This is a genomic window from Flavobacterium sp. (assembly GCF_031422135.1).
GTDB lineage: Bacteria > Bacteroidota > Bacteroidia > Flavobacteriales > Flavobacteriaceae > Flavobacterium.
This window is the reverse complement of record NZ_JANOQD010000048.1, coordinates 1-25,087: the sequence shown is the minus strand read 5'-3', so window position 1 is coordinate 25,087 and position 25,087 is coordinate 1. Positions and strand designations below refer to the sequence as shown.

Sequence of the window (25,087 nt, the reverse complement as noted above, 5' to 3'; positions counted from 1 at the left end):
TCCGGAATACGGATTGTACGATGGGTAATAATCTAAAAACTTCAATCGTTGCAATTCCTTAATGCACTTGTGATAGGTTGCTTTTGATGCGATTTTGCTTCCTTTCATCATTTCATCTCTAGAAATTGTGATAGGATTTTTAAATCGATTGACATTCCAACATTGAAAAAGTGCTAAATACAAACTAATATGTGTTGGATTGAGTGATTCTTCATTCGAGATTCGATTGAAAAATCCTGTCAGATGTTTGATGTAATTCATCTTACCAACCATTTAGGATTGAACAAATTGGGAGTTGCTTCGACTTTGTTGGTTTCTAAAGCTTTCTGTAAATCTGCGTACGCATAGAAAATTATCCCACCAACTTTGGTATAAGATAACACTCCATTAATTCGTAAATTTTGTAAAGTACCTGGAGAAATGTTTAGCAACTTTCTGACTTCTGTAGATTTTAGCCATTGTTTTTGCTGCTGTGGTTTTGAATTAAACATTGCGTTTAAATCGGAAAGAAGAAGTGTACGGAATTCGTTTAAATCTTCGCGAGTGATAACTTCGATTGCCATAATAATTTGGTTTTAAATATTTTTGACAAAGAGAAATAATAAAGTAATACCAAAACAGTTACAGGGGTTCCGTAACCCCCAACAAAACCCAATAAAATCAACCAATCTTTTTTAAAATATTTTTTATTTATGAGTTTTAGGTTGCAAATTACATTCAATTATGACTAAATTTGCATTAAGAATAAAAATAGAGCTTAAACTCTATAAAATATATTGCGAAAGTTATTTCGAGCAACAGAAAACCGGCAAAGATTTCAAAACAAGCTCTACAAATAAACTGTTCGCCTACGCTATGCGTGGGCTCGGTTTATTGGAGCTGTGGGTGCTTGCCAGTACCTCTGTTGCTGGTGATCGATGTCCCACGCTGTCGTTTGTACCAAAACCAAAATGGGATTTTTTCGTATATCTTAAAAAGATATGACTATGAAAAATGAAACTATAATTAGTCCCGAATTGCAACGATTTATGGAATTGCACAAAATTCCAAACCTTACTTCATTACTCCAAATTGAAGACGAAATACTGCTTGGAATGGCTGGCTTTGGCTGGAGAATGATGCGAGAAGTTTTAGAACTTCGTGAGCTCGATTAATTCTAAAATTTTCCCACGAACCGCACTTTTAGTATTGCTCTCGACATTGTAATATTTCACTTTTATACTATCAACAGAAATTTTTTCGGAATGATTAGTTTTAAAATTTTCGGAAATAAATCGAAATACATCGGTTTGATTTTTATGCTTTATAATTCCGACTTCCATTAATAATCCAAAGAAATAACTTAATTGTGCCACTGATAAACCTGTTAAAAATTTTATCTTTTCTTCATTGTTAGAAATGTTTGTCAATTGATTGGCTTCGAGTTTGATTTTTTTGGTTAAATATTCTATTTCTTCTTCAATCCAACTAATAATTTGCTCTTTTAATGGTGGCAAGTTTGCTTTGTATTTTAAAAAACTTCTGCTTTGTTTTTGGTTGTAATTTTTAAGTAATCGGTACAATACATCTATCTTTTGAATATTGTTTTCTTGTGTTTCCAATTCTTTTAAAATATCGAAAGTTAGGTATTTGAAAAACTGTAATGAATTGAAATTTAATTCAATCAAACATTCTTTTATTGCATCTTCTGTGCTGTTTTCGAAATCTATTTGATGGTGTAAAACTGAAATAAAATCGGAACAATAATTGAAATCGTAATACGTTAGTTTTTCTTGAATGTTGATTGTGGCAATTTTCAGTAAGGGTTCGTAAACCAACTTCAATAATTGATCATTGATATTGCTGCCTAATAATCGTGATTTGAGTTCTTTTAATTTGTCTGTAATTTCAAATTCTTTAACTAATATTGAACGGTAAGGTATTTGGATGTTTACGTTGAGGTAGTTCTTGAATTCCTTTTCTATAAAACGCAACAACTTTTCTAAATAAATATATGTTATCTTCAAACAATCAATTTTGTCATAATTTGTGGAAAACCGATAAATGTTTGATGAATTTACTGGGTTGATGTCTTTGATTAATCTGTTTGCTAAATTTTCAAGAGCGTATTGTTTTTTGTGAATGTATTGTTCAACCCTTTCTTTAGATTTAAAATTGAAAATAGTTTCCTTATTTATTTTCTTGATTTTATCATTTTCACTTTTTAAAGAATGGTAGCAATAAAGAAAAAATCGATGCTCATTTGATAAATTACTAATTTCGATTTCCTCTAAAATATATAATGAATTGTTATCATTTTTGGAACGCCATCTAATATTTACATCGAGCTGATTAATTTCTAATTCGTTTAAAATTTCGGGAATAAACTCTTCAAACTCTAAAATTGGTTCACATTCAATGCAGTCCATTTCTGCAACTTTTGGATGTAAATTATGTATTGGTTTTTTTATTGTATAATTTATTTTACCGTTTTGCTTGACAAAATCAACTTTGTAAATCAAAAAACTCTCATCGGAACAATTTGCAAGAAAAGCCACAAAATCATTATCAAAAACTAATTTAGGATTTTTGATTTCTTTTAAAATCTGGTCATAGGTTTCAAGAATATACTTTTGTTTCATATATAAAGTTAGGAGAATATGTATCGATTGATTTAGGATAAATCTTTACAGAAATACCAATTTTAAAAATTTTTTTGAATTGCGAATTTTGTCAAACTTTTTTTTGATTTCTTAAAGTGTAAATTTTTTTATTCATTATCTATAAATCTAAAAGTTAAGTTTATTCTTGGTTTTGTTATTAGTTTAGTTGGTGGTAGTCGGTGAAACCAATTCGTTTGTGTTGTGCCTTTCATTACTAATAAACTTCCGTGTTCTAAAATTAGTGAAACGGTTTCTTTAGTTTCTTTGTGCTTGAAAGCAAATTTACGTTCAGCTCCAAAACTTAATGAACCGATTGCTCCATTTTTCTTTAAATCTTTTTCCGCATCACTTTGCCAAGCCATTCCTTCATCACCATTATGGTATAAATTGAGCAAACAGGAATTGAATTTTTCGCCTGTTTTTTCTTCTACAATACTTTTCAATTCTAATAATTCTTTTGTCCAAGGCAATGCTCGTTTGGTAGTATTAGAATAAGTGTATTCAAAGTTAGCCTCACCATACCAAGCAACTTTTCGTTTGGTAATTATGAGTTTCCCATAGATAATCGCTTGATCGTTTTTCCACTCAATAGTATTCATTAAACCATCAAAATATTGATTTGCGTCTTTGTTAGACAAAAGTTTACCGTAATAATTTACTGTACCATCGTTGGGCAATATGTTTTTTAAGCTGTCTATTTCGTTGTTAAATAAATCCATTTTTTATATTCTGTTTTCATACAGTGTCCGCAAGGTCGAAATCCTTTATTAATAGCTTCGTTTTCTGATGAAAAGAATACTCTATTTTTTCGTTTCAATCGTTTGCCAGATTTACATTGTAAAGTTCCATATATTTTTAAATTTCTATTTCCACCAAAACAAATTTCTTTTAGTTTGATTTTACTTCTTAAATCGCTATCGGTTATATCAATGTGTTGTATCATTTTTAACTCAATGCATCGTGAAAAATTATTCCTAATGTGTGTCGTTCTCCACTATGAATTTCACTTACACCGTGTTTCATATTTACCCGATAATACCCTTTGCTCCCTTTTATTGGACGAAAATTAGTTGTAAAAATGAGCATATCGCCTTTCCTTGGTTTTAATACTATAGCTTTTGATTGTGCTCTCGGCGTTTGTTGGGTTAGTACAAATTCTCCACCTGTAAAATCTTCATCAGGTTCATTTAGAAATAAAACGGTTTGAATTGGGAAATACACATCGCCATACAAATCTTGATGTAATGTGTTGTGTCCGCTTTTGCCATATTTCAAAATCAAAACTGTTGCTTTTGTTTGATTATTGTCGTTGCATTGTTCTAAAAGTTGTTGATGTGTTTGTGGAAATATTGTAGGGATATTTAGTACTTTCATCCAAGCATTTGCAATTGGAACCAATTTTGGATAAACGCTTTCTCTAATATTTTGAATAAGATCTGGCAACGGATAATTAAAATATTTGTATTCTCCCAAACCAAAACGGTAGCGTTCCATCACTACCGTTTTTCTATAAGAATTTGGGTTATTATATTCAATTATCAATTCTGTGCATTGCTCGCTAGAAATAAGTTTTGGAATTATAGCATATCCTTTTTCGTGCATTTCTTCGGTTACAATTTGCCAATTGATGTCTGAAATTCTATTCATTTATATTTTAATTTTAGGAAAACCACCATCAACAAATACTTCTGATCCGTGCATAAATGAAGCATCATCAGAAGCAAGAAAAGTTACTACTTTTGCAACTTCCGAAGGTTGTGCAAAACGTCCTAGTGGAATTTGAGGAAATACAGAACCAGCAAATTTTTCAATTTGTTCTTGAGTTAGATTTGATCTCTCAAAATAATTTGTATTTATTGGACCTGGACTAACTGCATTTATTCTGATTTTCTTTGAAGCTAATTCGGCTGCAAAAGTTTTTACAAAAGATTGAACCGCTGATTTTGCAGCAGAATAGACAGCAGAATTTGGCATACCAATTTCAGTTACGATTGATGTGTTTAAAATTATAGAACTACCTTCTTTCATTAACGGTAAAATTTGTTGAACTGTAAATAATGTACCTTTTACAATTACATTAAATTGTTCATCAAAATGTTCTTCATTAATAGTTTCAATTGATGCGTATTTTCCAAAACCCGCATTGACATACAAAACATCAATTTGTGGAGTTAGAGTTCTTACTTTACTATTGAGTTCCAATAAATCTGACATTTTTCCTGCATCGGACACAATCCCTTTGGCATTAAGTCCTAATTCTTTAATAGTTTCATCAATAGTGTTTTGAAAACGACCCGTAATAATTACTGTTGCTCCGTTTTCGATAAAATCAAGTGCAGTTGCTTTACCAATTCCGCTTGTTGCCCCTGTAATTAAGGCTACTTTGTTTTTTAATTTTTGCATTTTATTTGTTTTAAATTATAATGCAAATATTCATATAGTTGAGTTGCCATAAAACCCGAAACTTGCTAAATAAATACTGGATGTGTTTTTGTGCCTTCCCAGCCAATAATAGCTGTTTTTCTTGTATTGCCCCACATATAACCACCAAATACTCCAGTGGATTGAATTACTCGATGGCAAGGAATTAAAAATGCAACAGGATTACTACCAATGGCGGTTCCTACTGCTCTTGAAGCGTTTGGATTTTCAATTTTATTGGCTACAGTTCCATAGGTTGTCAATTGTCCCATCGGGATTTTCAACAATGTTTGCCAAACTTTTAGTTGAAAATCTGTTCCTTTTAAATGCAGTTTTATATGGTTTAATTTTGTCCAATCGTGGGTAAAAATATTGAGCGCATTTTGTTGAATTAAGTCAACCATTTGTCTAAAATTCGCCTTTGGAAAATGATTGTGCATTGTTGAAAATGCAATAATTTCATCATCAGCGAATGCCATATAACAAATTCCTTTTTCGGTAGATGCTACTAAAATATTTCCAAATTGGCATTCTGCAAAACTATAATTTATGGCTAAATCTTTACCGCCATTTTTATATTCGGCAGGCGTCATTCCTTCAATATTTATGAACAAATCGTGCAAACGTCCTGTTCCTGAAAGTCCAGTTTCGTATGCTGTTTCAAAAAGTGTAGCTTGATTTTCTTTTAACAATGTTTTTGCATATTCTACGGTTGTATACTGTAGAAATTTCTTTGGACTTGTGCCTGCCCATTCGCTAAAAATTCTTTGAAAATGAAACGGACTTAAATTGACTTTTTGTGCAACCTCATCAAGATTGGGTTGCTCTTTAAAGTTCGCTTTTATATACTTAATGGCTTCTGCAATACGATTATAATTGATGTTTTGTTGTTCGGTCATTTTGTTTCAATTTTATACAGCAAAGGTTGAAATAAATTTAGTTTTATAAAATCCGAAACTTGCTAATTTACTAAATCATTTTTTTACTTTTTTATTCCATTTAATGTATATAAAAAAATAATATTGGAGCTTCATTTACCACTACTTTAAATTTCAATCATTTTTGTATTCATTGATATACCTTTTCCACCAGCCATAATTTTTGTAATTTTTTCATTTTCTATCGATAAATTGACGATAATTAAACTTTTAGAAGGTATATTCATAAACCAACCTTGCTGGATTAAAAACTGGTCTTTTTTAATTTTAAGTACATCATACAAATATCCAGCAAGCGGACCTGCTGCCATTCCTGTTGCTGCTTCTTCTTGAATTCCATATCTTGGTGCAAACATTCTAGTATTGACATCTCTTGCTGTTTCATCAGTTTTTAAACAAAATATATAAAAACCAATTAAATCAAGGTTTTCACTTATTTCAGTAATTAAATCAAAATTAGGGACAATATTTTTCAAAATATCTTCATTTGCCACTGGTATTATTGCAAATGAGTTTCCTGTATTAACAATCAGAATAGGTGCATTTGCTAAAACCTCATTTTCTGTTAAACCTAAAGCAAATACTATTTTTTCTTTTTGCTCTTTAACATCAACGTAGGTTGGTGATTTTTGTTCCATAAATGCTAATTCTCCTTGCAATAGAATTTCTCTTGTCCCATCAATTGTTTCTTTGGAAGTTTTAGTATTTTTAATTAATCCTAATTGTGATAAATAAGAAAATGTAGCAATGGTAGCGTGTCCGCAATGGGCTATTTGTCTGGTAGGCGTAAAAAAATCAAGTTTATAATCAGCCATTGTTGATTTTGAAACAAAAGCAGTTTCAGAAAGTCCGACTTTTGAAGCCACTTTTAATTTTTGTTCATTGGTTAGATTATCAGCATTTAGAACAACCCCTGCTGGGTTTCCGCCTTGTTGATTGTCCACAAAGGCATTAATGATTTGCACTTCTATTTTTTGAAAATTGTCCATTTTGAAATTTAATTTAGATTGTTAAAATACTTACAATCAATAGACGAAGAAGTTGCAAAAAAGACGCAAATTTAATTTTATGAGTTTTCAAATGATATAAGATTGCCTTTGTTATCCTTTTCAACATTTGGACAATCTACAATAAGTTCTTTTAATTTATCTCGACCTCTTTGCACTCTGGTCTTGGCTCCTGAATAGGAAATATTTAATTCTTTCGCTAGTGAAATTTGAGAATAATTGTCGAAATAAGTTAATAATATGGACTGTTTATATTTTGGTGATAGGTTGTTTATTTTCTGATTAATGCAATTGCTTAATGAAACATAAAGTGGCTCTTCATTTTCTTGCTCTGCTAAGTCAAATTTATCAATTCGGGTATCTAATTTAATTTTACGGTAATAATCAGCTACTGCGTTTCTTGTTATTTGATAGACCCAAGATGTAAGTTTGGAACAGTCTGAAAGTGTATTAATATTAAGTTGAATTTTCAAGAAAACGTCTTGCAAAATATCTTCACAAATATCCATATTCTTTACTTTACTAAAAATAAATTTTTTTAGTTCCTGGTGTAAATCTGTCCAAATTAATTCAATTTGCTTATTCATTTTTGTCGCATTTAAAATGTTTTAAACATCAAATAATTAGTTAAAGTTTGTCTATAAAACTCAATTGATTTTGATAAGTTGTAACCTATAGAATTGTGTAGCCAAATTTTACCATAGTAATTTATATAGGTGATGAAATATCGATAATATACATATTAGGGTCTTTTAAAAGCATTCTTCTTTGTCCATAGAATGTATTTTCAGGACTTTGAATGACTTCATACTTGTTTTTCTTTGCTGTTTCAAAAACTTCATCAACATTATCAACTACAAATGTTATATAAGTTCCCGTTGGTTCTTTTCTTATATCTTTTGGAACTATCTCACTATTCATTTCAATTATACCAAGCTCCAACTGTTTATCTTTTGATATCAAATGAACAAACCATTCGCTATCATAGTCTATCGCGAAGTCAAATAGTTTCGTGTAAAAATCTCTACTTTCAGATATTTGTAACGAACAGATATTTGTCATCATTCTATTTATTTTCATTTTCAGTTATTTTTTTTGTTTATTGTGTTCCAAAAGTAAAAAAATCCGATTGCTAACAAAATATGGATTGTCAAGTTTGGAATTATTCCTGATAATTTTGTAATTACATTATTGAAATATGCCAGTAATTCGATTGCAAATAGCCCAACTTGAATTAGGATATTTCCAAATAGAAATACTTTTAAAGTTGCAGAAGTTTCGTGTTTTCTAATTAGGAATGTAATTATACCAATACAAAGAAGTAATAAACCTGTTTCTCTTGTCCAAACTATTGAGCCATTAAATGGTTCAACTCCTTTACTTTCTAATAAAATATTTGGAAATACTATTGCAAAAAGTCCTACACAAAATGCAATGATTGATGCGATTGTTAAAAATAATTGTCTTTTCATTTTATAAATATTTAGTAAATCTATTTTAGTTCGATACATTATTCTTGTATGTCAATGTCATACTCCATTCTTCTTGCGGTCCATTTTGCTATTTCAATGCCAAAGAGTTTTTTTACAATATGAAATGACATATTTATACCCGCCGAAATGCCACCAGAAGTGATAATCTCTTCTTCATCAACAAATTTAACATTCCTTATGACATTAATAGCCGGATATTCTCTCTCTAATCTATCTAAATCCATCCAATGTGTGGTTGCTTTTTTATTGTCAAGCAAACCACATTCCGCCAAAAGAAATGCACCAGTACATACTGATGCCAAAATTTTTACTTTTTGTGACTTTATCCAATTTAATAAAGTAATATTTTTTATTTCTATTTCTTCTGCACCATAACCTCCTGGAATAATAAGTATGTCAAAATCGCTGTTGTCAGAAAATCTTAAAGTTGGTAATATCTGTAATCCATTTCTTGTCGAAATTATTTCACCTGATTCGCTGATTGTTGAGACTGAAAAAAGTTTTTTGTTATCTAATGTTGTTGTCAAGCTAAAAACTTCAAATGCCCCTGCAAAATCTAACACTTCTACTTCGTTGAAAATTAAAATTCCTACTTTAACTAATACTTCTGTCATAGTAAATTACTTCAGTTGAATTATGATTATTTCTTATATGTTTGCCACCTATGTATCAAGATTTTTATTTTACCAAGTTGCCAGTTTATCTATAAATGTTTGATATGATGCTTTCGGTACTCCTGTCTCATAACTTTTCAATCCAAGATTGTTCATAAAACCGCATAAATAAGTTGGGTCTATATTTTGTGACTGAGCATATTGGTTACAGAAACCTGTTGGATAATCATATAGCCCGTGATAAAAGATAAAATCCAATTTGCCATTATCTTTGTATGTGCTTAAAGCATTGAACATATTTTCCACAAACTGTTCTTGTAAAATTTCAGATGAATTATTTTCAACTGATGAAGGATATCCAATTTCTGTAATAGCAAACGGCTTGTTACCAGACTTTTGAGCCATAAGGTTAATATCTGCAATTGTATTGGATGGTGGAAGCATTTGCCAATTTGGTGATGCTTCATTGGTGGGATAATATGTGTAACAAATAAAATCACTTGGTGGTGCAAGTGCATTAAAAATAGTAGGATTATTAACCACAGAACTGAAAGTAAGAATAGTACCAACTTTTACAAAAGGTATTTTTGAATGAATTTCATTTATAGCCTCTTGATAAAAAGTTAAAAATGCATTAAGTGCTGCTGGATTTGAACTTAAATAACCATCTACTTCGTTCCCAATAAGTATGTGGGAAACCCTTTTAAGCGAAGGCAAAGTCGAGAGATTATCGATAAGGCTTTTAAAACGATTTATTGTTAAAGGATTATCAAATGAAAGTGAAGCAATGTCTTCTGGAAGTATTTTTCGGTTACTATCAATCATTTTCAAAACAAGAATATAACTTTTGAACTTTGTTTTATCAGGGTCTGTAAGTGTTAAAGGGTTTACAATTTGATCTTGAAATGAAAATGTGTTTGGCGAGGATTCCAAATCTGTCCATTCTGGCGACATCCCAAATAAATTAATACCCAATGATGTAACTTCGTTTACAGATTCAAGAACCCCTTGAAGACCTTGCTGTGAATTTTGTTTTAATAAAAGTGAAAGCCCAATCAGTCCTTGCTTTTTATTATTAATTACTTCAGATTTGTTATTTGAACATCCTGAACTTATAAATATAAAAACGGTTGAAAAAATGATTTGAAATAGTTTCATAACTCAGGAGTTTCGTTATTTTTTGGAATTTATTTTCTTTAATTTATTACATCGTTTATTTTCAGCCAAAGTTCATTGTCAAATCCAGAAACAGCAAAAGTTGGATTCCCTGGGTCAGATGCAGTACCCATTCGTATAATAACCATATTTTTACTTGGAATTACATAAATGCGCTGATCTTCGGCACCCATTGCAGCATACATATCAGCTGGTGCATTTGACACTAAAGCGTTTGGAAATACATTTTGACTTCCTGGAATCATAAAAGACGATTTGCCATTCAGCCACCACAAATAGCCATAAGATGGATTTATGTTTTGTGAAGTGGTTGTACTTTCATTAAAAAAAGTTTCATTTAATATTGTTTCATTTTTCCATTTTCCTTTGTTAAGTGCCAGTAGTCCAAATCTCGCCATACTGCGGGAATTGCTATTATAAACTTTAAAAATTATTCCATTATTCCAAAAGCCATCCATTCCAATTTTGTTTTTTAGTTTAGAGTCAAAATAAGTTTCAAAATTCTGATTACTTGCACCAGCAACTACATCCATTAATTTTTGAAAAACATTTCCATATGCCCATCTTGTGCCAGCATCTGCAACATAAGTCAAATTTGAGGTGATTACTAAATTACTAGCATCGCTAATTCCAGATGTCATTGTAAGAAGATTTTTTGTTTTTATTAGATTTTCTTTGTCTATCGGTTCGCTTGTCCAGCCTGTACCAATATAATCTGACACTTTATTGTTAATATTAAGTAGTCCTTCTTGTTGAGCAATTCCTGTTGTGGCTGACACAAGTGTTTTGCCAGCACTATTCCATTGCCACGATGTATTAGCTGCGTGACCATTAAAATATTCTTCCATAACAATTCTACCATTAACAAGAATTATAAAAGATTTTGTATTTTTTAGGATTAGATAATCTTTTAAAGGTTGAACAGCACTTTGGTTCCAACCCAAACTAGCAAGAGATTTTGTTTCCCAATTTGTATCAGTATTTGAGGGGAAATACATAGCATCATTTGTGATAATTGGCGCTACTGTTTCTTCATCATCATTGTTACAACTTACTAATGGTAATAAAAATAATAATAGTAATTTCAAATTTTTCATAATAATTAATTTTTAAAGTTAGACTAATTTTTTTAAGAAAGGTTTAATTCGTAAACAATAGCGACCTAATTTGCAGAGAAAAGAGGGTTTAAATTGATTTTCTTTGCTACTTCATCAAGATTGGATTACTCTTTGAAATTTACTTTAATATTATCAATTACTTCTGCAATTCTATTATAATTGATATTTTGCTGTTCCACCATTTTCTTTAAATTTTATAATGCAAATGTTGGATTAAATTAAATCATATAAAATCCGAAACTTGCTGATTTATATAATTTATATTGACACTTAATTTATACTTATAATTATGAAGTAAATTTTGTGTTATATTCTCTTCATTATTTTTCATATCATTGATATTTCAAAACTTATGCCTTAAAATCTTCATATCCTCACTTACTTTTTCATCTAAAACCATTGCATAATGTTGCTTTGTTCTCAAATTTTTGCGTCCCAGCATTTTACTTCCATTTTCTATTGGAACACAATTTGTAAGTGTTACAGTCGTTGCAAAACTATGTCGAGCACTGCGAAGGGTTATTCAAAGATATTCAAAAAAAAGCCTACTCTTTTAAGTAGGCTTAATTTCAAATAGACATTAATTAATTAATCTTTTAGTGACCATAATTTCATCATATCTTCATCGGTTCTGTTACCGTGAATTTGAATCTTAGCTAGTTCTGTTTCAATATTTGCATATTCAGCATCTGTCAATAATACATTTGCTGCTCCCAAATTTTCAGTAATTCTTGTAGCATTTGTTGATCCAGGAATTGGCACTATAAAATCTTTTTTGTGAAGCATCCACGCTAAAGAAATTTGTGCTGGCGTAGCTTCTTTTGCATTTGCAAATTGATGAAGTAAATCTAATAATGGTTGATTTGCAATGATGTTATCCTTTTCAAAACGAGTAATCACTCGTCTAGCATCAATTCCTGTGAATTTAGTTTCTGAACTTAATTTTCCAGATAAAAAACCACTTGCCAATGGAGAGAATGGAACAAAACCAATACGAAGTTCTTCGCATACTGGAATTACATCTTTTTCATACATACGCTCCATAATCGAAAATTCGCTTTGAATAGCTGTTAATGGAGTTACTGCGTGCGCTCGTCTTATCTCTTCGACAGTAGCTTGTGATTGACCCCAACCTAATATTTTACCCTCTTTTATAAATTCACCCATACAGTAAGCAATATCCTCAACAGGAATGTCTTGATTTACTCTGTGTTGGTAATATAAATCGATATGATCGGTGCCAAGCATATCCAAAGAATTTTCTAATCGACCTCTTAATTCTTGCATTAAGCGTTCTGTTGTATTCCCTTCCCAATCTTTTTTAAATAAGAATTTGGTAGCAATAACAACGTTATTTCGAACACTTTTTAACGCCTCTGCAACCAATTGCTCGTTGGCACCCATTGCATAGATTTCGGCAGTATCAAAGAATGTACAACCCAAATCGTACGCTTTCTGAATTAGTTTTACTGCTTCTTCTTTTTCTGGAGTAGCACCATATCCCATACTCAAACCCATCGCACCATAGCCGATTGATGATACTTCTAAATCTCTTAATTTTCTTTTTTGCATAATTTTTTATTTAAAATTTGTTACAATGCAAAATTATCAATTAATAAGTATACATTTGATACCGATATACTAAAGGATACCAATAATAAATGATATGACAAGCGAAAACGAAAAAATAACAAAGAATATGATTATGTATGTCCAAGACACCTTGTATGTATTTGGTGGCAAATGGAGATTGCCAATAATCATAGCTATAAAACAAGGAAATAGTAGGTTTACAGACATCAAAGCATTTATTCCAAAAATCACTAATCGTGTACTTTCAAAAGAGTTAAAAGAGCTTGAAGTCAATAAAATGGTTGTTAGAACTGTTTATAATACTTCGCCAGTACTTGTTGAATATAAAATTAGTGAGTATTGTTATACCGCAAAAGCAATCGTAGATTCAATGGCAGCTTGGGGAAAACAACATAGAGATAAGATAAAAGAGGATTGAAAAATACAACCAGAATTGATTTACAAAAGAATACTAATTAAACGACTTTCTATACTCCAAAGGAGAAACTCCGCTTTTTGCTTTAAACAATTTACTAAATGATTGTGGATATTCAAATCCCAACTCAAAAGCAATTTCACTAATAGATAAATTAGTCGTTGTTAAAATATCCTTGGCTTTTTCAATTAGTTTATTATGAATGTGTTGTTGGGTGTTTTGTCCCGTAACTGTTCGCAACATATCACTCAAATAACTTGGTGACAGGTTCAATTGTTCTGCTAAATTAGTAACTGTTGGCAAGCCCATTTTTGACTTATCTTCAAAATAATCGGACAATAAATTTTCAAATTTAGAGAGCAAATCGTTATTTGCCATTTTTCGAGTTGTAAATTGTCTGTTATAAAAACGATTGCAATAATTTAATAACAATTCGAGATTGGAAACCATTACATCTTGACTAAAAGTATCAACTCTTGATTGGTATTCTTTTTCAATATTTTGAACTAAATTTTCAATTAGTTTTTCTTCTTCATCCGAAAGATGCAAAGCTTCGTTTACTTCGTAATTAAAAAACCCAAAATTTTTAATGGTTTTCCCTAACGGATAGTTTCGAATTAAATCAGGATGAAAAAGTAATGACCAACCATCTTTATTTCTGTTTTCGTCTTCATCGATAGCAATAACCTGATTTGGTGCAACAAAAGACATCGTACCTTCATCAAAATCATAATAGTTTTTACCATATTTCATTTGACCTTGAAAACTTCTTTTGATTGATATATTGTAAAAATTTAAAAGTAATCTTTCCTTGTTTTCATCTGATATTGTTGAAACATCACTGTGATTTATTAAAGTTATCAAAGGATGCGAAGGTTTTGGTAAAGACAGCAACCGATGCAATTCAGAAACTGAATTGATTGTCTTTATATTTATTGCTTCTTTTTTCATTATGTAAAGTTCTTAAAAAACAAAAAGAGAAATGATAAAATTTCTCTTTTTGTTTCAACTATTTTAAATTTCACCTTTTAAAAAATCAAGTCCGGCACTTCTGTCAGAAGTCATTATTTCGATAACGTTACCAGGATATTGAGGTGTCAATTTACTAACTTGATCTAATTTTTTTAACTCATCGGAAGTAAAAATAACATCAACCGCTTTTAAATTGTCTTGCAATTGATGCAGTTTAGTTGCTCCAATAATAACACTTGAAACTACTGGCTGGTGCATTAACCAAGCCAATGCCAATTGTGCCACAGAAACGTTTTTTTGCTCTGCCATTGGATATAAAACATCCAAAATATCATAAGCTCGTTCTTCGTTGAATGGTGGAAAAGGAAAATCATTCAATCTACCTTTTGCTCCTTGTAAATCTCGTTTGTATTTTCCAGAAAGTAAACCACCACTTAATGGGCTCCAAACCATTAAACCTACTTTTTGGTCGGTCAATAACGGAATTATTTCTCTTTCAATATCTCGAGTATCTAATGAATAATTGGCTTGTAACGATGCAAATCTATTTCTATCATTATAATCAGAATATGCTAACCCTTTCATCAAATGCCAAGCCGAAACATTACTTGCTCCGAAATAACGAATTTTTCCACTTTGAACTAAATCATCTAAAACCCTAATTGTCTCTTCGATTGGCGTTAAAGGATCGGAAGTATGTATTTGATACAAATCAATATAATCAGTTTTCAATCGTTTTAAACTTCCTTCAACTTCTTGAATGATGTGTTTGCGAGAAAGTCCTAAATTATTTTGCCCTTTTCCAACAGCACCACGAACCTTTGTTGCTAAAACTAAATCTTCTCTATTTAGCGATAGATTTTTTATGGCTTGCCCAATCATTTCTTCGGATAATCCTTCAGAATAAATATTGGCTGTATCGATAAAATTTACACCAGCTTCGGTTACGGTTCTAATTTGTTCATCGACTTCGTTTTGGTCTAAATTTCCCATATAACCAAAAAACCCTTTTCCGCCATAATTCATTGTACCTAAACAAAGTGCTGATACTTTTAATCCTGTGTTGCCTAAAATTTTGTATTTCATTTTTATTGTTATTTGTGAAGTACAAAGGTGCGCAGTATGTAAAATTTTAAAGTTTCCAAAATGAAGTTAGTTGTATCCAAAATGGGTTTTTATTTTACCAAGGACTTATTTCAGTTCCATCTTTTATATCGTTGCTAAAATATTTTCCAGTTGGTGCATTATCATCAGTTACAGTATGTTTCACTACAAATGCTGCTGCACTTTCTACAGTTCCTGGTCCAGTATGATGATTGAAATCAGTTGCGGTAAAACCGGGATCAATAACATTGACTTTGAAATTAGTTTCTCGTAATTCATAAGCCAAAGTAATAGTGTACATATTTAGTGCCGCTTTTGATGAATTATAAATAGCTGCTTTAATATCATAATATTGCCAAGTTGGATCATTATGTAATGTCAGCGAACCTAAACCAGAAGTTAAATTGGTAATTCGTGGTTGGTCAGATTTTTTTAATAACTCTATAAAATTTTGCGTTACTTGCACTACACCAAACAGATTAATTTCGTAGACTTCTTTAAAAACAGAAACATCTGTATCAATAGCTGATTGTGGAAATACTCCGCTAATTCCTGCGTTGTTTATTAAAATATCCAATTTACCTTGTTCGTTATCAATCTTGTTTTTGGCTGCTACAATGGTATCAAGATTTGTAACATCAATTTGAATGGCTTTGATGTTTTCGTATCCATTTTCGTTTAATTCTTTTACAACTGCTTCGCCTTTTTGAAGGTCACGAGAGCCTAAATAGACAAATAATCCTTTTTTTGAAAGCTGTTTGGCGGTTTCTAAACCAATGCTTCTGTTTGCTCCTGTAATTAATACGGTTTTCATCTTTACTTTGTTTAAAATTAATATTGCAAAGTTGTATCGATTAAAAATGAAATCATTTGCCATTTGGCAAAAAGCAAATTATCGGATATTTTTTCTAATTCTGCTTAACGAAGATTGCGTCATACCTAAATAAGAAGCCAAGTACGATAGCGGAATACGATTTGCAAGATTGGGATAGGTTTCTAAAAAAGCCAAGTAACGTGTAGTTCCATCTTCTGAAACTATAGAACTTCTTCTTTCTATTTTTTGAAGCAATGCTTTTGAAATAATTTTAAATACGATGGCATCAAAGCCCAAAATCGTATTGAGCAGTTCTTGCCAATCTTTTTTCGAAAAAACAATCATTTTACAATCGGTTATGGCTTGAACGTATGCAATGGAAGGAAGTTCGTTTTCAAAACTTTCTAAATCGACTAGAATATTATTTTCTTCGATGAAATATTTAGTAATTTCTTCGCCTTTGTTGTTGTAATATGAAACTCGTGTAATTCCATCTATAATAAAGCCAAACTGTTTGGAAACTTTTCCAGCTTCTAGAAAATAATCATCTTTTTGAAGGTTTAATTCAGTTGCTTTTTTTGAAATTAACTCAACTTGTTGTTGGTTTAAATTTCCAAACTGTAAGATATAGTCTATAAAATTTTTCATAGTCGCAAGTTAGTGAAAGATGTTTTTACGAAATTTGTCATTTGGCAAAAAGTTTTTTATAAAATGAATTCTAAAATCAAAAAAAATGATGAAAAAATTATTGCACTTTCTCCCTGTACAATATCATACCTGCGTGGTATAAAATATCATTCTTGAAATCACCATCGGCAACAAAACCAGTATCATCTTTATAATCAATATGATCCACAGTAATTTTGTAGTCGCCTTGATAGGCACTTTTACGATTTCCGCGAGCTTCATCATATCGATTATTGGGTAATAATTCGTGTCTGATATAGCCATCTTTAGTAACCCACATACCTACATATTTATTTTCATTATCCATTTTTTGACTATTGTTTATAGCATCTTTAGAGGAAAAAAATACTATCGTTAAAAGGAAAACTGCAACACCTGAAAAGTCTAATTTTAAATTCAAATTGATTTCTATTAGTTTATAAAAGCTGTTGATAAACTGGTAGATTTCCATTTTTCAACCTCAACTTTGATAATATTGATTTTCTGTTCTACCATTTCTAGCGCATCAGCACCTAGAAATAAATGCAATGCTGGATTTTCTTCTTTTGCCATTTCAATTAATGCATCAGCTGCTTTTTCAGGATCATTTGGTTGATTTCCGTTTATTTGATTTTGATGTAATATTTGTGATTGTCTGGCTTCTTCATATTCATCAATAGGACTTTTGGGAATTATGATAGATTCTTCCGAAAGGAAATTGGTTCTGAAATAACCTGGGTAAACTAAAGTTACTTTTACTCCAAAAGATTTTACTTCTGCTGCTAAAGCTTCTGTTAATCCTGCAACAGCAAATTTAGTGGAACAATAGATTCCCCAACCCGCAAAACCACCATAATAGCCACCAACCGATGCAATATTGAAAATGTGACCTGATTTGTTGGCACGTAAATAAGGCATCGTATTTCTGACCACATTTAATAATCCAAATACGTTTACATCATAATTTTTTCTAGATTCTTTGTCTGTTAATTCTTCCAATGTACCAATCTGACCATAACCAGCATTATTTACTACAACATCTATTGTTTTAAAATGATTGATTGCAACTTCAATTGCGTTTTTGACACTTTTTTCATTGACCAAATCCATTTCCAAGGGTAGAAAATTTAAAGACGCATTTCCGATAGTCTCAATCAATGCTTCTTTATTCCTAGATGTTGCAGCTACTGAATATCCTTGTGCCAGTAATTTTTTTGCTAATGTTAATCCAAGTCCTTTAGAAGCACCAGTGATAAACCAAACTTTGCTATTTTCCATATTTTTTATTTATTTAATTATGGTACAAAGGTATTGCTGGAACAAGTTGATAGAATTGAATAAATCAAATCATAAGTTACAAAAATCAAATATTTATGAAATTCTGTAAGCTTTCGGAGAAAGTTGAACCTCTTTTTTGAAAAAATTTATAAAATGAGATAACTCTTCAAAGCCCAAACACGAAGCGATTTCATTAATATTCCAATTGGTTTGTTTGAGTAAAATTTTTGCTTCTTGCGTAATTCGCTCAGCAATAATTTGCGATGTAGTTTTGCCTGTTGTTTCTTTTAATGCTTTATTTAAATGATTTACGTGAATGTTTAATTGATTTGCAAATGCTGATGGTGAGCGAAAAGTAATTTGTTGCGCTATTGATTCGATTGGAAATTGACGTTCTAATAATTCCATAAAAAGTGAAGAAACTCTAACGACAGCATTCGATTTGTTATATAAAGAAGTTGCACTTGGTTGCGTTTTTAGAGCAGAATGAATAACATCAAAAACAAGGTTTCTAATAGCATCATATTTAAAAGCATAATCAGAATTTATTTCTTCAAACATTTTTAGAAATAATTTTTTAAATAATTCGGCTTCTTCTGTAGATATAGAGATAATTGGATTTCCCGCAGGTTGAAACAAAGGATAGTCTTTTAAATTTCCAAACTGATTGAAAAAAGCTTCTGTGAAAATACAAAAATAACCTGTTTGTATTTCGTCAATTTGTTCACAATTATATGGGATTTGTGGATTGGCAAATAATAAAGCTTGCTCTTCAATGATTATTATTTTATCGGCATAATGCACTTTATTTTTTCCAATGATCAAACTAATTTTATAAAAATCTTTTCGGCTATATGGAACTGGTTTAGCTTTTTTTCCAACAAAATCATCCAGTTTAAAAACATTAAAATGTCCAATCTCTTTTTTGAGATTTTCGGGCATCCCTTTTACTTTTGTCAAATAAAAATCTTCAAGTGTTTCTGTTTTTTCCATTTGACAAAGTTATAAAAATCAAATAGAATATTAATTATAGTATAGCAAAACTCTAAAGATGAGATATTGGTTTTACTTTAAAAGAGTTGCCAAACAATTTTAATTGCAAAAACCACACTTATTCGATATTAGATTTATCAAAAAAGTGTGGTTTTTTTATTGTAATTCTTCACAAAGAAAACCGCATAAATTAAAATGTGAAATTATTTCTGAAGCTTTATTACTATCAATTTCAACTCTAAAAATATTATCAACATCTTCTAAATCAAAATTCCAAGAGAGGCTTCCTACTATGTTGTCTAATAATTGACTTATTGAAATTACTTCTTTTTTTGTTGTTACATTAGTTTTAAATACCAAAATTTCCATTTAACTAAATTTGTTAGAAATTAGACTTATAAATTCTTTCCTAGTTTTATCTTTCTCAAATGCTCCAGTGAAAGAAGAGGTTGTGGTTTCGCTATTTTGTTTTTGAATGCCACGCATTTGCATACACATATGTTGGCACTCAATAACTACAGCCACACCAAGTGGTTTTAAAGCCTCCTGAATGCAATCTTTAATTTGGTCTGTCAATCGTTCTTGCACTTGCAGCCTTCTTGCAAAAGCCTCAATAATTCTAGGAATTTTGCTTAATCCAACTATTTTACCATTAGGAATATAGGCTACGTGTGCTTTTCCGAAAAATGGTAACATATGGTGTTCGCACATAGAATAGACTTCGATGTTCTTAACTACAATCATTTGCTTATGATCTTCTGTAAACAATGCAGATTTCAAAATTTCTAAAGGATCCAATTCATATCCGTGTGTTAAAAACTGGAATGCTTTAGCAACTCTTTCAGGCGTTTTTTCAAGACCTTCTCTGTTTGTATCTTCACCTAAATTCTCTATTATGTTTTTGAAACTTTCTGCAATTTCAATTGTTTTCTCGGTGTTGTATTGGTCAATTTTTTTGTAACTTATCATTGATGAATTTAACTGTGTTTTGAAATTAATTTTTAAATATTTTCTTCAACAGAAGCCCAATGTAAATTTGGAAATCTGTTATTATCAAGACTTGAGTGGTTTGCCAAAAACATACTGTAAACATATTGCGACTGTTGCCAAGAGGCATATAATTCCATTTCGCCTTTTGGGTTTGCCGCTCTTTGACTTTTGTTGTAGGCTGAAAAACCTTCCATAGAACCACCTTTTACAAGTTCAAATTTCTGATTTTTGTGTTGTTCGCTTAATTGCACTAAATCATTTGGACTTACTCTAAAACTTGCAATTCTTAAATCTCTTGGTGCATCATCATCCAAAGATGCTAATGCCGTGAAAGCAGCAGTATCGTCCATTGAAGTAAAATCCATTTCCCAGTCCATTTTATCGTCATAGTACACAATGGTTTTGTTATTTGTGTCAAACAATGGTGTGTTGTATCTTAAAATGTCTGTAAAACATCCGTTGAATATAGAAGTTGCTTTAATTTGACTTTTATCCAAATGCTCTTTGAATTCTTTTCTTAAATCAAAATTTCTATTTTCTCCTTCTGGAATTATTGTATAATCTGTACAAAAATCAGAAGGAATAAAACGAGGTACACCTGCTTGAATTGCACCTTCCAAAAGATTTTTTTGTCCATCAACAATTATCTCTTTTAATCCTGCAAATGCAGAAACTACACAAGAAACGCCAACACAAGCTGCCGCAATTTCTGAAATGTTAGTCATATCTATTGGTATTACACTAACACCAAGATTTTTTAATGCTTCAATTTTCTTTGGATCACTACCGTTACGAACTATCGCTTTAACTGCTGCACCTTCTTTTACCAATGCTTTTACTATGCGACCTCCAAGGTTGCCTGTTGCTCCTGCTACTAAAATTGTCTTTTTCATTTTTTTTTGAATTAAATTATTTAATGCAAATGTAAACATTGTTTACTAAATAGACAACATTGTTTACTATAATTATTTTTATATCTTTGTAAAAAATATTTCAAGATGAATGAGAATAAAGAGATTACTGTTCAATATGACGACAAAGACAACTTTGGAAGGTTAATTTGTATTGCGAAAAAGCATTTTGATGTTTGGTCTCAACATAATATTAAACCTGAAAAGGTTGATATGAAATTGTCATTTATGCCTGTAATTTTTAATATTAGTCCAGAAGGCAATACTAACAGTGAATTATCAAAAAAATCATTAGTTTTTAAACAAGCAATGAGTAGAACTTTAAAAGAATTAGAAGAAATTGGTATGATAACTTCCAAAACTATAAATAATGATAAAAGAAGTAACAGAATTAATTTAACTGACGATGGTAAAGAATTTGTTACAACTTCAAATCAAAAATTATCCGATTTAATTGACAATTACATAGATTTAGTTGGGGAAGAAAAATTTAGTATAACAATGGAAGTTTTAAGTAAAATGATAGATTACCACGAGGATTTGAATACCAATCAATAATACTAAACTTTCCGTTTTATCATTTTAAAGTCTATTTTTTAATTAAAGGAATTTCTAAACTTCAAAGGAGAAACGCCGCTTTTTGCTTTAAACAATTTGCTAAATGATGGTGAATGTTCAAAACCCAACTGAAAAGCAATTTCTGAAACTGATAAATTTGTATTTGATAATCTCTCTTTTGCTTTTTCGATCAATTTATTGTGAATGTGCTGTTGAGTAGTTTGTCCAGTCAATACTTTGAGCATCGAACTCAAATAATTGGGCGATACATTTAGATTTAGAGCAACTGTATTTACAGAAGGCAAACTTTTAGCATTTAAATCATCCATTTCAAAATAATTGTCTAATAACTCTTCCAACCGATTTAATAATTGATGATTGCTTATTTTTCTAGTTAAAAACTGGCGGTTGTAAAATCTATCAGCATATTTTAAAAACAATTCCAATTGTGCAATAATTAAATCTTGACTAAATTTATCAATATTCGATTGGTATTCTTGTTTGATGTTTTGCAAAATGTTTATTAAACTTGTTTCTTCTTTTTCGGAAAGAAACAAAGCTTCATTTATTGAATAGTCAAAATAGTCGTATTTTTTTATTTTTTGGACCAAACTTGTTCCCCATAAAAAATCAGAATGGACAAGTAACATCCAACCTGATGTTTCTAAAACTTTATTTTTCTCAACTTCTATACTGAAAATTTGTCCTGGAGCAATGAAAAACAAAACGCCTTCATCGAAATCGTATTTTTGTTGACCGTACTTTATTTTCCCATTAATATTTCTTTTTAATGCAATGGAATAAAAATCCATAGACCAACTCACCGGACTATCTTCTCCCAAATACTGCATTTCTTCAAAATTGATTAAACTAATCAACGGATGTTCGGGTTGAGGTAACCCTCGTTGTCGATGGTACTCGCTAATGGTTTTAAATCTATGAATTGGATTGCTTTTCATTGCTCAAAAATAAATATTTATTATAAATTATAGGCGGTTACAAAATCATTTACAAAATCTGAAAATTTTACTTTCCCTAAAACTGTTGGTTTATTCAATTTATAATCCTCTGCTAATTTACCGCTATTCAGACTTGAAAACATTTCAACATAATTATTTGAAAGAAGTTCAGGAAAACCGCTGTCTAAAAAACCTTTGCGTGTTTCATCATCAGAAACGACAATCCAATTTAAATCAGGTTTGCCTATTGCAGTCCCCAAAATACTTGCAATTTCGTTTCCTGAAAGTTCATCACTTGAAACATACCTAACTTTTCGATGGGTAGATGGTATTTCTATTTCATTTACAATAGCATCAGCAATATCGATCGGAGATACCATTTCAAAACTTTTCTCTCCACCATAACTGGCAAAAATCATCCCTGAATTTTTTATCATATCAATTAGATTGAGTAAATTATAATAGAAATAAGTAGGTCGAATATGTGTTATTTCCACATCTGATAATTCGTTTAGGATTTGTTCTACATAATGAGAACCTAAAATAATTCCTGTTCCTTTGTCTAAATGTGCACCATAACTACTTAAATTTATAACACGTTTTACTCCAGATTTTTTCAAGGCTTGCTTGTAAACAATACCTGTTTTACGATAATATTCTCTAATATCAACTTCAGCAAAGTAGTTAGGTGGAACCATCGTATAAACAACATCTGCTCCTGTGAAAGTTTCTGTAAGAAAGCCTTCATCATCTAATGACCCAATAGCTGCAATTGCTCCTAAATTTTCAATTGAGGTTATTTTTTCAAGATTGCTGCTTATAACAGTTACTTGATGTCCTTTTTGCACTAACTCTTGTGTTAATGGTTTGCCTATGTTCCCTAAAGAACCTGTTAAAATAATTTTCATCTTTTTTTAAGTTTAAATATTGATGCAAATTTCAGTAACATTTAAAGCTTAAAAATAGCCAAATCAACTTTTGTAGTAGTCTTTTCAATGTTTTTTATAATATATTTTTTGAATAAAAAATATTTTCTTAAATTATTTTTTGTTCTTTTTGTATTGACATCATTGCAAACTTATCTCTTAAAATTTTCATATCCTCACTCACTTTTTTATCCAAAACCTTTGCATAATGTTGGGTAGTTCTAAGGTTCTTATGACCTAGCATTTTACTTACGCTTTCTATTGGAACACCATTTGTAAGTGTAACAGTCGTTGCAAAAGTATGTCGGGCAATGTGAAAGGTTAGTTCTTTTTCTATTTCACAAACGCCAGCTATTTCTTTGAGGTAGGCATTCATTTTTTGATTAGTTAATATTGGCAAAAGTCTATCTTCGTTATTGCTTTTTGGATGGTCAGCGTATTTATCGATAATCATTTGCGTTACTGGAAGGATAGGAATTTTAGAAGCGGTTTCAGTTTTCTGTCTGTGGGTAAATATCCATTTTTCGCCATCAATACCGATGCTTATATGCGACTTGGTTAAGTTTTTGACATCTATATAAGCCAAGCCAGTAAAGCAGCTAAAAAGGAATATATCACGAACTAATGATAGTCTTTCAGTTTTGAAATCTTTTTTGATGATATTTTGAATTTCTTCTTCGGATAAATAAACTCTCTCAACTTCTTTAACTTTCGATTTGTAATTCGCAAACGGATTTTTGTCGAGCCAGTCATTGGCCAGACAAAGCTTAATTATTTTGCTGAAATTTTTGATATATTTTACTGCTGTATTATTGGCACAGTTCCTAACGCTTCTTAACCAAAATTCATAATCGGTAACAAAAGCGTGATCTATTTTGTTTATCTCAATATCAGACAATTTGTATTTCCATTGCAAGAATTCAATAGTATGGCTTAAAGATGTTTTGTAACGTTCTAATGTTCCTGGTGCATATTCTTTCCCAACCAATTCTTTTATTTTGTTGTTGTGGTCTTGGAAGATTGGGATTAGCATTCGTTGGCGTTCATCAACTCCAAGTATCTTGCTTTTGAGTGTTTCGGTAGTCACTGGAATTTTCTTGTGCACTAATTCCATTTGCATATCTATAATTTGAATTCTCAACATATCAAGATGGCTATTGATTGAACGAGCTTCTTCTGAATTGCCTTTCATTTTGCCTGCTTCTGTGGACCATTTGGACAATTCTACAAATCTATTGGAACTCAATTCAATTCTTTTGCCATTGATGGTAATTCGTGTGTAAATTGGCACTAAACCGTTAACACTGGCTTTGGCTCTTTTTGCATAAAAGAGAATAGATACTTTTGTTTTCATCGTAGTAACCTTTTAGTTATTATTAAATTTAATTCTAAAAAGACTATATCACAAGATGTTCAGATAGTGAACTACTTTTTGAACTGGTTAATGAACTGGTTCGGAAGCCTTGTAAATACTAGCCAAGAGATAAAAATCGGTTACC

General features: G+C 30.8%; 31 protein-coding genes and 1 pseudogene. 3 read left to right on the top strand and 29 right to left on the bottom strand.

The window, feature by feature from the left end:
- Both RMO70_RS07065 and RMO70_RS07060 read right to left on the bottom strand, forming a co-directional pair.
- A pseudogene (locus RMO70_RS07065) lies at positions 1–261 on the bottom strand (transcriptional regulator); the annotation flags it as partial.
- Positions 258–563, bottom strand: coding sequence for a helix-turn-helix domain-containing protein (locus tag RMO70_RS07060; protein WP_310555722.1), 306 nt, complete (start codon positions 561–563; stop codon positions 258–260). The gene RMO70_RS07060 and the pseudogene RMO70_RS07065, both read right to left, overlap by 4 nt.
- Before the next feature lie 423 nt (positions 564–986).
- Here RMO70_RS07060 and RMO70_RS07055 point away from each other — a divergent pair, with 423 nt between their 5' ends.
- Positions 987–1,154, top strand: a complete 168-nt coding sequence (locus RMO70_RS07055) for a hypothetical protein (RefSeq protein ID WP_310555721.1) — start codon at positions 987–989, stop codon at positions 1,152–1,154.
- Here RMO70_RS07055 and RMO70_RS07050 read toward each other — a convergent pair.
- From RMO70_RS07050 to RMO70_RS06985, 14 genes are all read right to left on the bottom strand, one after another.
- Positions 1,131–2,621, bottom strand: coding sequence for a hypothetical protein (locus tag RMO70_RS07050; protein WP_310555720.1), 1,491 nt, complete (start codon positions 2,619–2,621; stop codon positions 1,131–1,133). The two genes, RMO70_RS07055 and RMO70_RS07050, sit on opposite strands and share 24 nt — an antisense overlap.
- Before the next feature lie 128 nt (positions 2,622–2,749).
- The gene (locus RMO70_RS07045) at positions 2,750–3,361 is read right to left on the bottom strand and encodes an alpha-ketoglutarate-dependent dioxygenase AlkB (protein ID WP_310555719.1); all 612 of its coding nucleotides are present in this window, start codon (positions 3,359–3,361) and stop codon (positions 2,750–2,752) included.
- Entirely contained in the window at positions 3,337–3,585 is a 249-nt protein-coding gene (locus RMO70_RS07040; protein ID WP_310555718.1) for an Ada metal-binding domain-containing protein, read from the bottom strand. The genes RMO70_RS07045 and RMO70_RS07040 overlap by 25 nt, the downstream gene beginning before the upstream one ends.
- A gap of 2 nt (positions 3,586–3,587) precedes the next feature.
- A complete protein-coding gene (locus tag RMO70_RS07035) occupies positions 3,588–4,289 on the bottom strand; it encodes a 2OG-Fe(II) oxygenase (protein ID WP_310555717.1) in 702 nt (233 codons plus the stop codon).
- A complete protein-coding gene (locus RMO70_RS07030) occupies positions 4,290–5,045 on the bottom strand; it encodes an SDR family oxidoreductase (RefSeq protein WP_310555716.1) in 756 nt (251 codons plus the stop codon).
- 65 nt (positions 5,046–5,110) lie between these two features.
- Positions 5,111–5,962: a methylated-DNA--[protein]-cysteine S-methyltransferase gene (locus RMO70_RS07025; RefSeq protein WP_310555715.1), complete on the bottom strand. Its 852-nt coding sequence runs from the start codon at positions 5,960–5,962 to the stop codon at positions 5,111–5,113.
- 146 nt (positions 5,963–6,108) lie between these two features.
- Positions 6,109–6,990, bottom strand: a complete 882-nt coding sequence (locus RMO70_RS07020; RefSeq protein ID WP_310555714.1) for a PhzF family phenazine biosynthesis protein — start codon at positions 6,988–6,990, stop codon at positions 6,109–6,111.
- 77 nt (positions 6,991–7,067) lie between these two features.
- Positions 7,068–7,595, bottom strand: a complete 528-nt coding sequence (locus RMO70_RS07015; RefSeq protein ID WP_310555713.1) for a sigma-70 family RNA polymerase sigma factor — start codon at positions 7,593–7,595, stop codon at positions 7,068–7,070.
- Between the two features lie 121 nt (positions 7,596–7,716).
- Positions 7,717–8,070: a VOC family protein gene (locus tag RMO70_RS07010; protein ID WP_310555723.1), complete on the bottom strand. Its 354-nt coding sequence runs from the start codon at positions 8,068–8,070 to the stop codon at positions 7,717–7,719.
- 20 nt (positions 8,071–8,090) lie between these two features.
- Positions 8,091–8,480: a hypothetical protein gene (locus RMO70_RS07005; RefSeq protein WP_310555712.1), complete on the bottom strand. Its 390-nt coding sequence runs from the start codon at positions 8,478–8,480 to the stop codon at positions 8,091–8,093.
- Between the two features lie 38 nt (positions 8,481–8,518).
- A complete protein-coding gene (locus RMO70_RS07000; RefSeq protein WP_310555711.1) occupies positions 8,519–9,115 on the bottom strand; it encodes a DJ-1/PfpI family protein in 597 nt (198 codons plus the stop codon).
- Between the two features lie 69 nt (positions 9,116–9,184).
- On the bottom strand, positions 9,185–10,273 hold the full coding sequence (locus RMO70_RS06995) for a hypothetical protein (RefSeq protein WP_310555710.1): 1,089 nt from the start codon (positions 10,271–10,273) through the stop codon (positions 9,185–9,187).
- Positions 10,274–10,311: 38 nt separating this feature from the next.
- A complete protein-coding gene (locus RMO70_RS06990; RefSeq protein WP_310555709.1) occupies positions 10,312–11,388 on the bottom strand; it encodes a serine hydrolase in 1,077 nt (358 codons plus the stop codon).
- A gap of 609 nt (positions 11,389–11,997) precedes the next feature.
- On the bottom strand, positions 11,998–12,981 hold the full coding sequence (locus tag RMO70_RS06985) for an aldo/keto reductase (protein ID WP_310555708.1): 984 nt from the start codon (positions 12,979–12,981) through the stop codon (positions 11,998–12,000).
- 94 nt (positions 12,982–13,075) lie between these two features.
- Between RMO70_RS06985 and RMO70_RS06980 the strand changes: the two genes are divergently transcribed.
- A complete protein-coding gene (locus tag RMO70_RS06980) occupies positions 13,076–13,420 on the top strand; it encodes a helix-turn-helix domain-containing protein (protein ID WP_310555707.1) in 345 nt (114 codons plus the stop codon).
- 33 nt (positions 13,421–13,453) lie between these two features.
- Here the strand turns inward: RMO70_RS06980 and RMO70_RS06975 are convergent, their stop codons facing one another.
- The 10 genes from RMO70_RS06975 to RMO70_RS06930 all read right to left on the bottom strand — a co-directional run bounded on the left by RMO70_RS06975 (position 13,454) and on the right by RMO70_RS06930 (position 21,127).
- The gene (locus RMO70_RS06975; RefSeq protein ID WP_310555706.1) at positions 13,454–14,368 is read right to left on the bottom strand and encodes a helix-turn-helix transcriptional regulator; all 915 of its coding nucleotides are present in this window, start codon (positions 14,366–14,368) and stop codon (positions 13,454–13,456) included.
- Positions 14,369–14,431: 63 nt separating this feature from the next.
- Entirely contained in the window at positions 14,432–15,475 is a 1,044-nt protein-coding gene (locus tag RMO70_RS06970) for an aldo/keto reductase (protein ID WP_310555705.1), read from the bottom strand.
- 94 nt (positions 15,476–15,569) lie between these two features.
- Positions 15,570–16,307, bottom strand: coding sequence for an SDR family NAD(P)-dependent oxidoreductase (locus RMO70_RS06965; RefSeq protein WP_310555704.1), 738 nt, complete (start codon positions 16,305–16,307; stop codon positions 15,570–15,572).
- Between the two features lie 78 nt (positions 16,308–16,385).
- Positions 16,386–16,955: a Crp/Fnr family transcriptional regulator gene (locus RMO70_RS06960; RefSeq protein WP_310555703.1), complete on the bottom strand. Its 570-nt coding sequence runs from the start codon at positions 16,953–16,955 to the stop codon at positions 16,386–16,388.
- Positions 16,956–17,052: 97 nt separating this feature from the next.
- Entirely contained in the window at positions 17,053–17,445 is a 393-nt protein-coding gene (locus tag RMO70_RS06955) for an Atu4866 domain-containing protein (protein WP_310555702.1), read from the bottom strand.
- Entirely contained in the window at positions 17,406–18,251 is an 846-nt protein-coding gene (locus tag RMO70_RS06950) for an SDR family NAD(P)-dependent oxidoreductase (protein ID WP_310555701.1), read from the bottom strand. The genes RMO70_RS06955 and RMO70_RS06950 overlap by 40 nt, the downstream gene beginning before the upstream one ends.
- A 93-nt stretch (positions 18,252–18,344) precedes the next feature.
- Positions 18,345–19,244, bottom strand: coding sequence for a helix-turn-helix transcriptional regulator (locus RMO70_RS06945; RefSeq protein ID WP_310555700.1), 900 nt, complete (start codon positions 19,242–19,244; stop codon positions 18,345–18,347).
- Positions 19,245–19,400: 156 nt separating this feature from the next.
- The gene (locus RMO70_RS06940) at positions 19,401–19,613 is read right to left on the bottom strand and encodes a hypothetical protein (RefSeq protein WP_310555699.1); all 213 of its coding nucleotides are present in this window, start codon (positions 19,611–19,613) and stop codon (positions 19,401–19,403) included.
- The gene (folE, locus tag RMO70_RS06935) at positions 19,614–20,213 is read right to left on the bottom strand and encodes a GTP cyclohydrolase I FolE (protein WP_310555698.1); all 600 of its coding nucleotides are present in this window, start codon (positions 20,211–20,213) and stop codon (positions 19,614–19,616) included. It abuts the gene before it with no gap.
- Between the two features lie 32 nt (positions 20,214–20,245).
- Positions 20,246–21,127 carry an NmrA family NAD(P)-binding protein gene (locus tag RMO70_RS06930; protein WP_310555697.1) on the bottom strand — a complete coding sequence of 294 codons (882 nt, stop codon included), beginning with the start codon at positions 21,125–21,127 and terminating at the stop codon, positions 20,246–20,248.
- A gap of 105 nt (positions 21,128–21,232) precedes the next feature.
- Between RMO70_RS06930 and RMO70_RS06925 the strand changes: the two genes are divergently transcribed.
- A complete protein-coding gene (locus tag RMO70_RS06925; protein ID WP_310555696.1) occupies positions 21,233–21,703 on the top strand; it encodes a MarR family winged helix-turn-helix transcriptional regulator in 471 nt (156 codons plus the stop codon).
- 38 nt (positions 21,704–21,741) lie between these two features.
- Here RMO70_RS06925 and RMO70_RS06920 read toward each other — a convergent pair whose 3' ends face one another.
- The 3 genes from RMO70_RS06920 to RMO70_RS06910 form a co-directional block, all read right to left on the bottom strand.
- Positions 21,742–22,662: a helix-turn-helix transcriptional regulator gene (locus RMO70_RS06920; RefSeq protein ID WP_310555695.1), complete on the bottom strand. Its 921-nt coding sequence runs from the start codon at positions 22,660–22,662 to the stop codon at positions 21,742–21,744.
- Between the two features lie 20 nt (positions 22,663–22,682).
- Positions 22,683–23,570 (bottom strand): NmrA family NAD(P)-binding protein, encoded by an 888-nt coding sequence (locus RMO70_RS06915; protein WP_310555694.1) that lies wholly within the window; start codon positions 23,568–23,570, stop codon positions 22,683–22,685.
- A 127-nt stretch (positions 23,571–23,697) separates the two neighbouring features.
- Positions 23,698–24,942 carry a site-specific integrase gene (locus RMO70_RS06910; RefSeq protein ID WP_310555693.1) on the bottom strand — a complete coding sequence of 415 codons (1,245 nt, stop codon included), beginning with the start codon at positions 24,940–24,942 and terminating at the stop codon, positions 23,698–23,700.
- Positions 24,943–25,087: the final 145 nt, after the last annotated feature.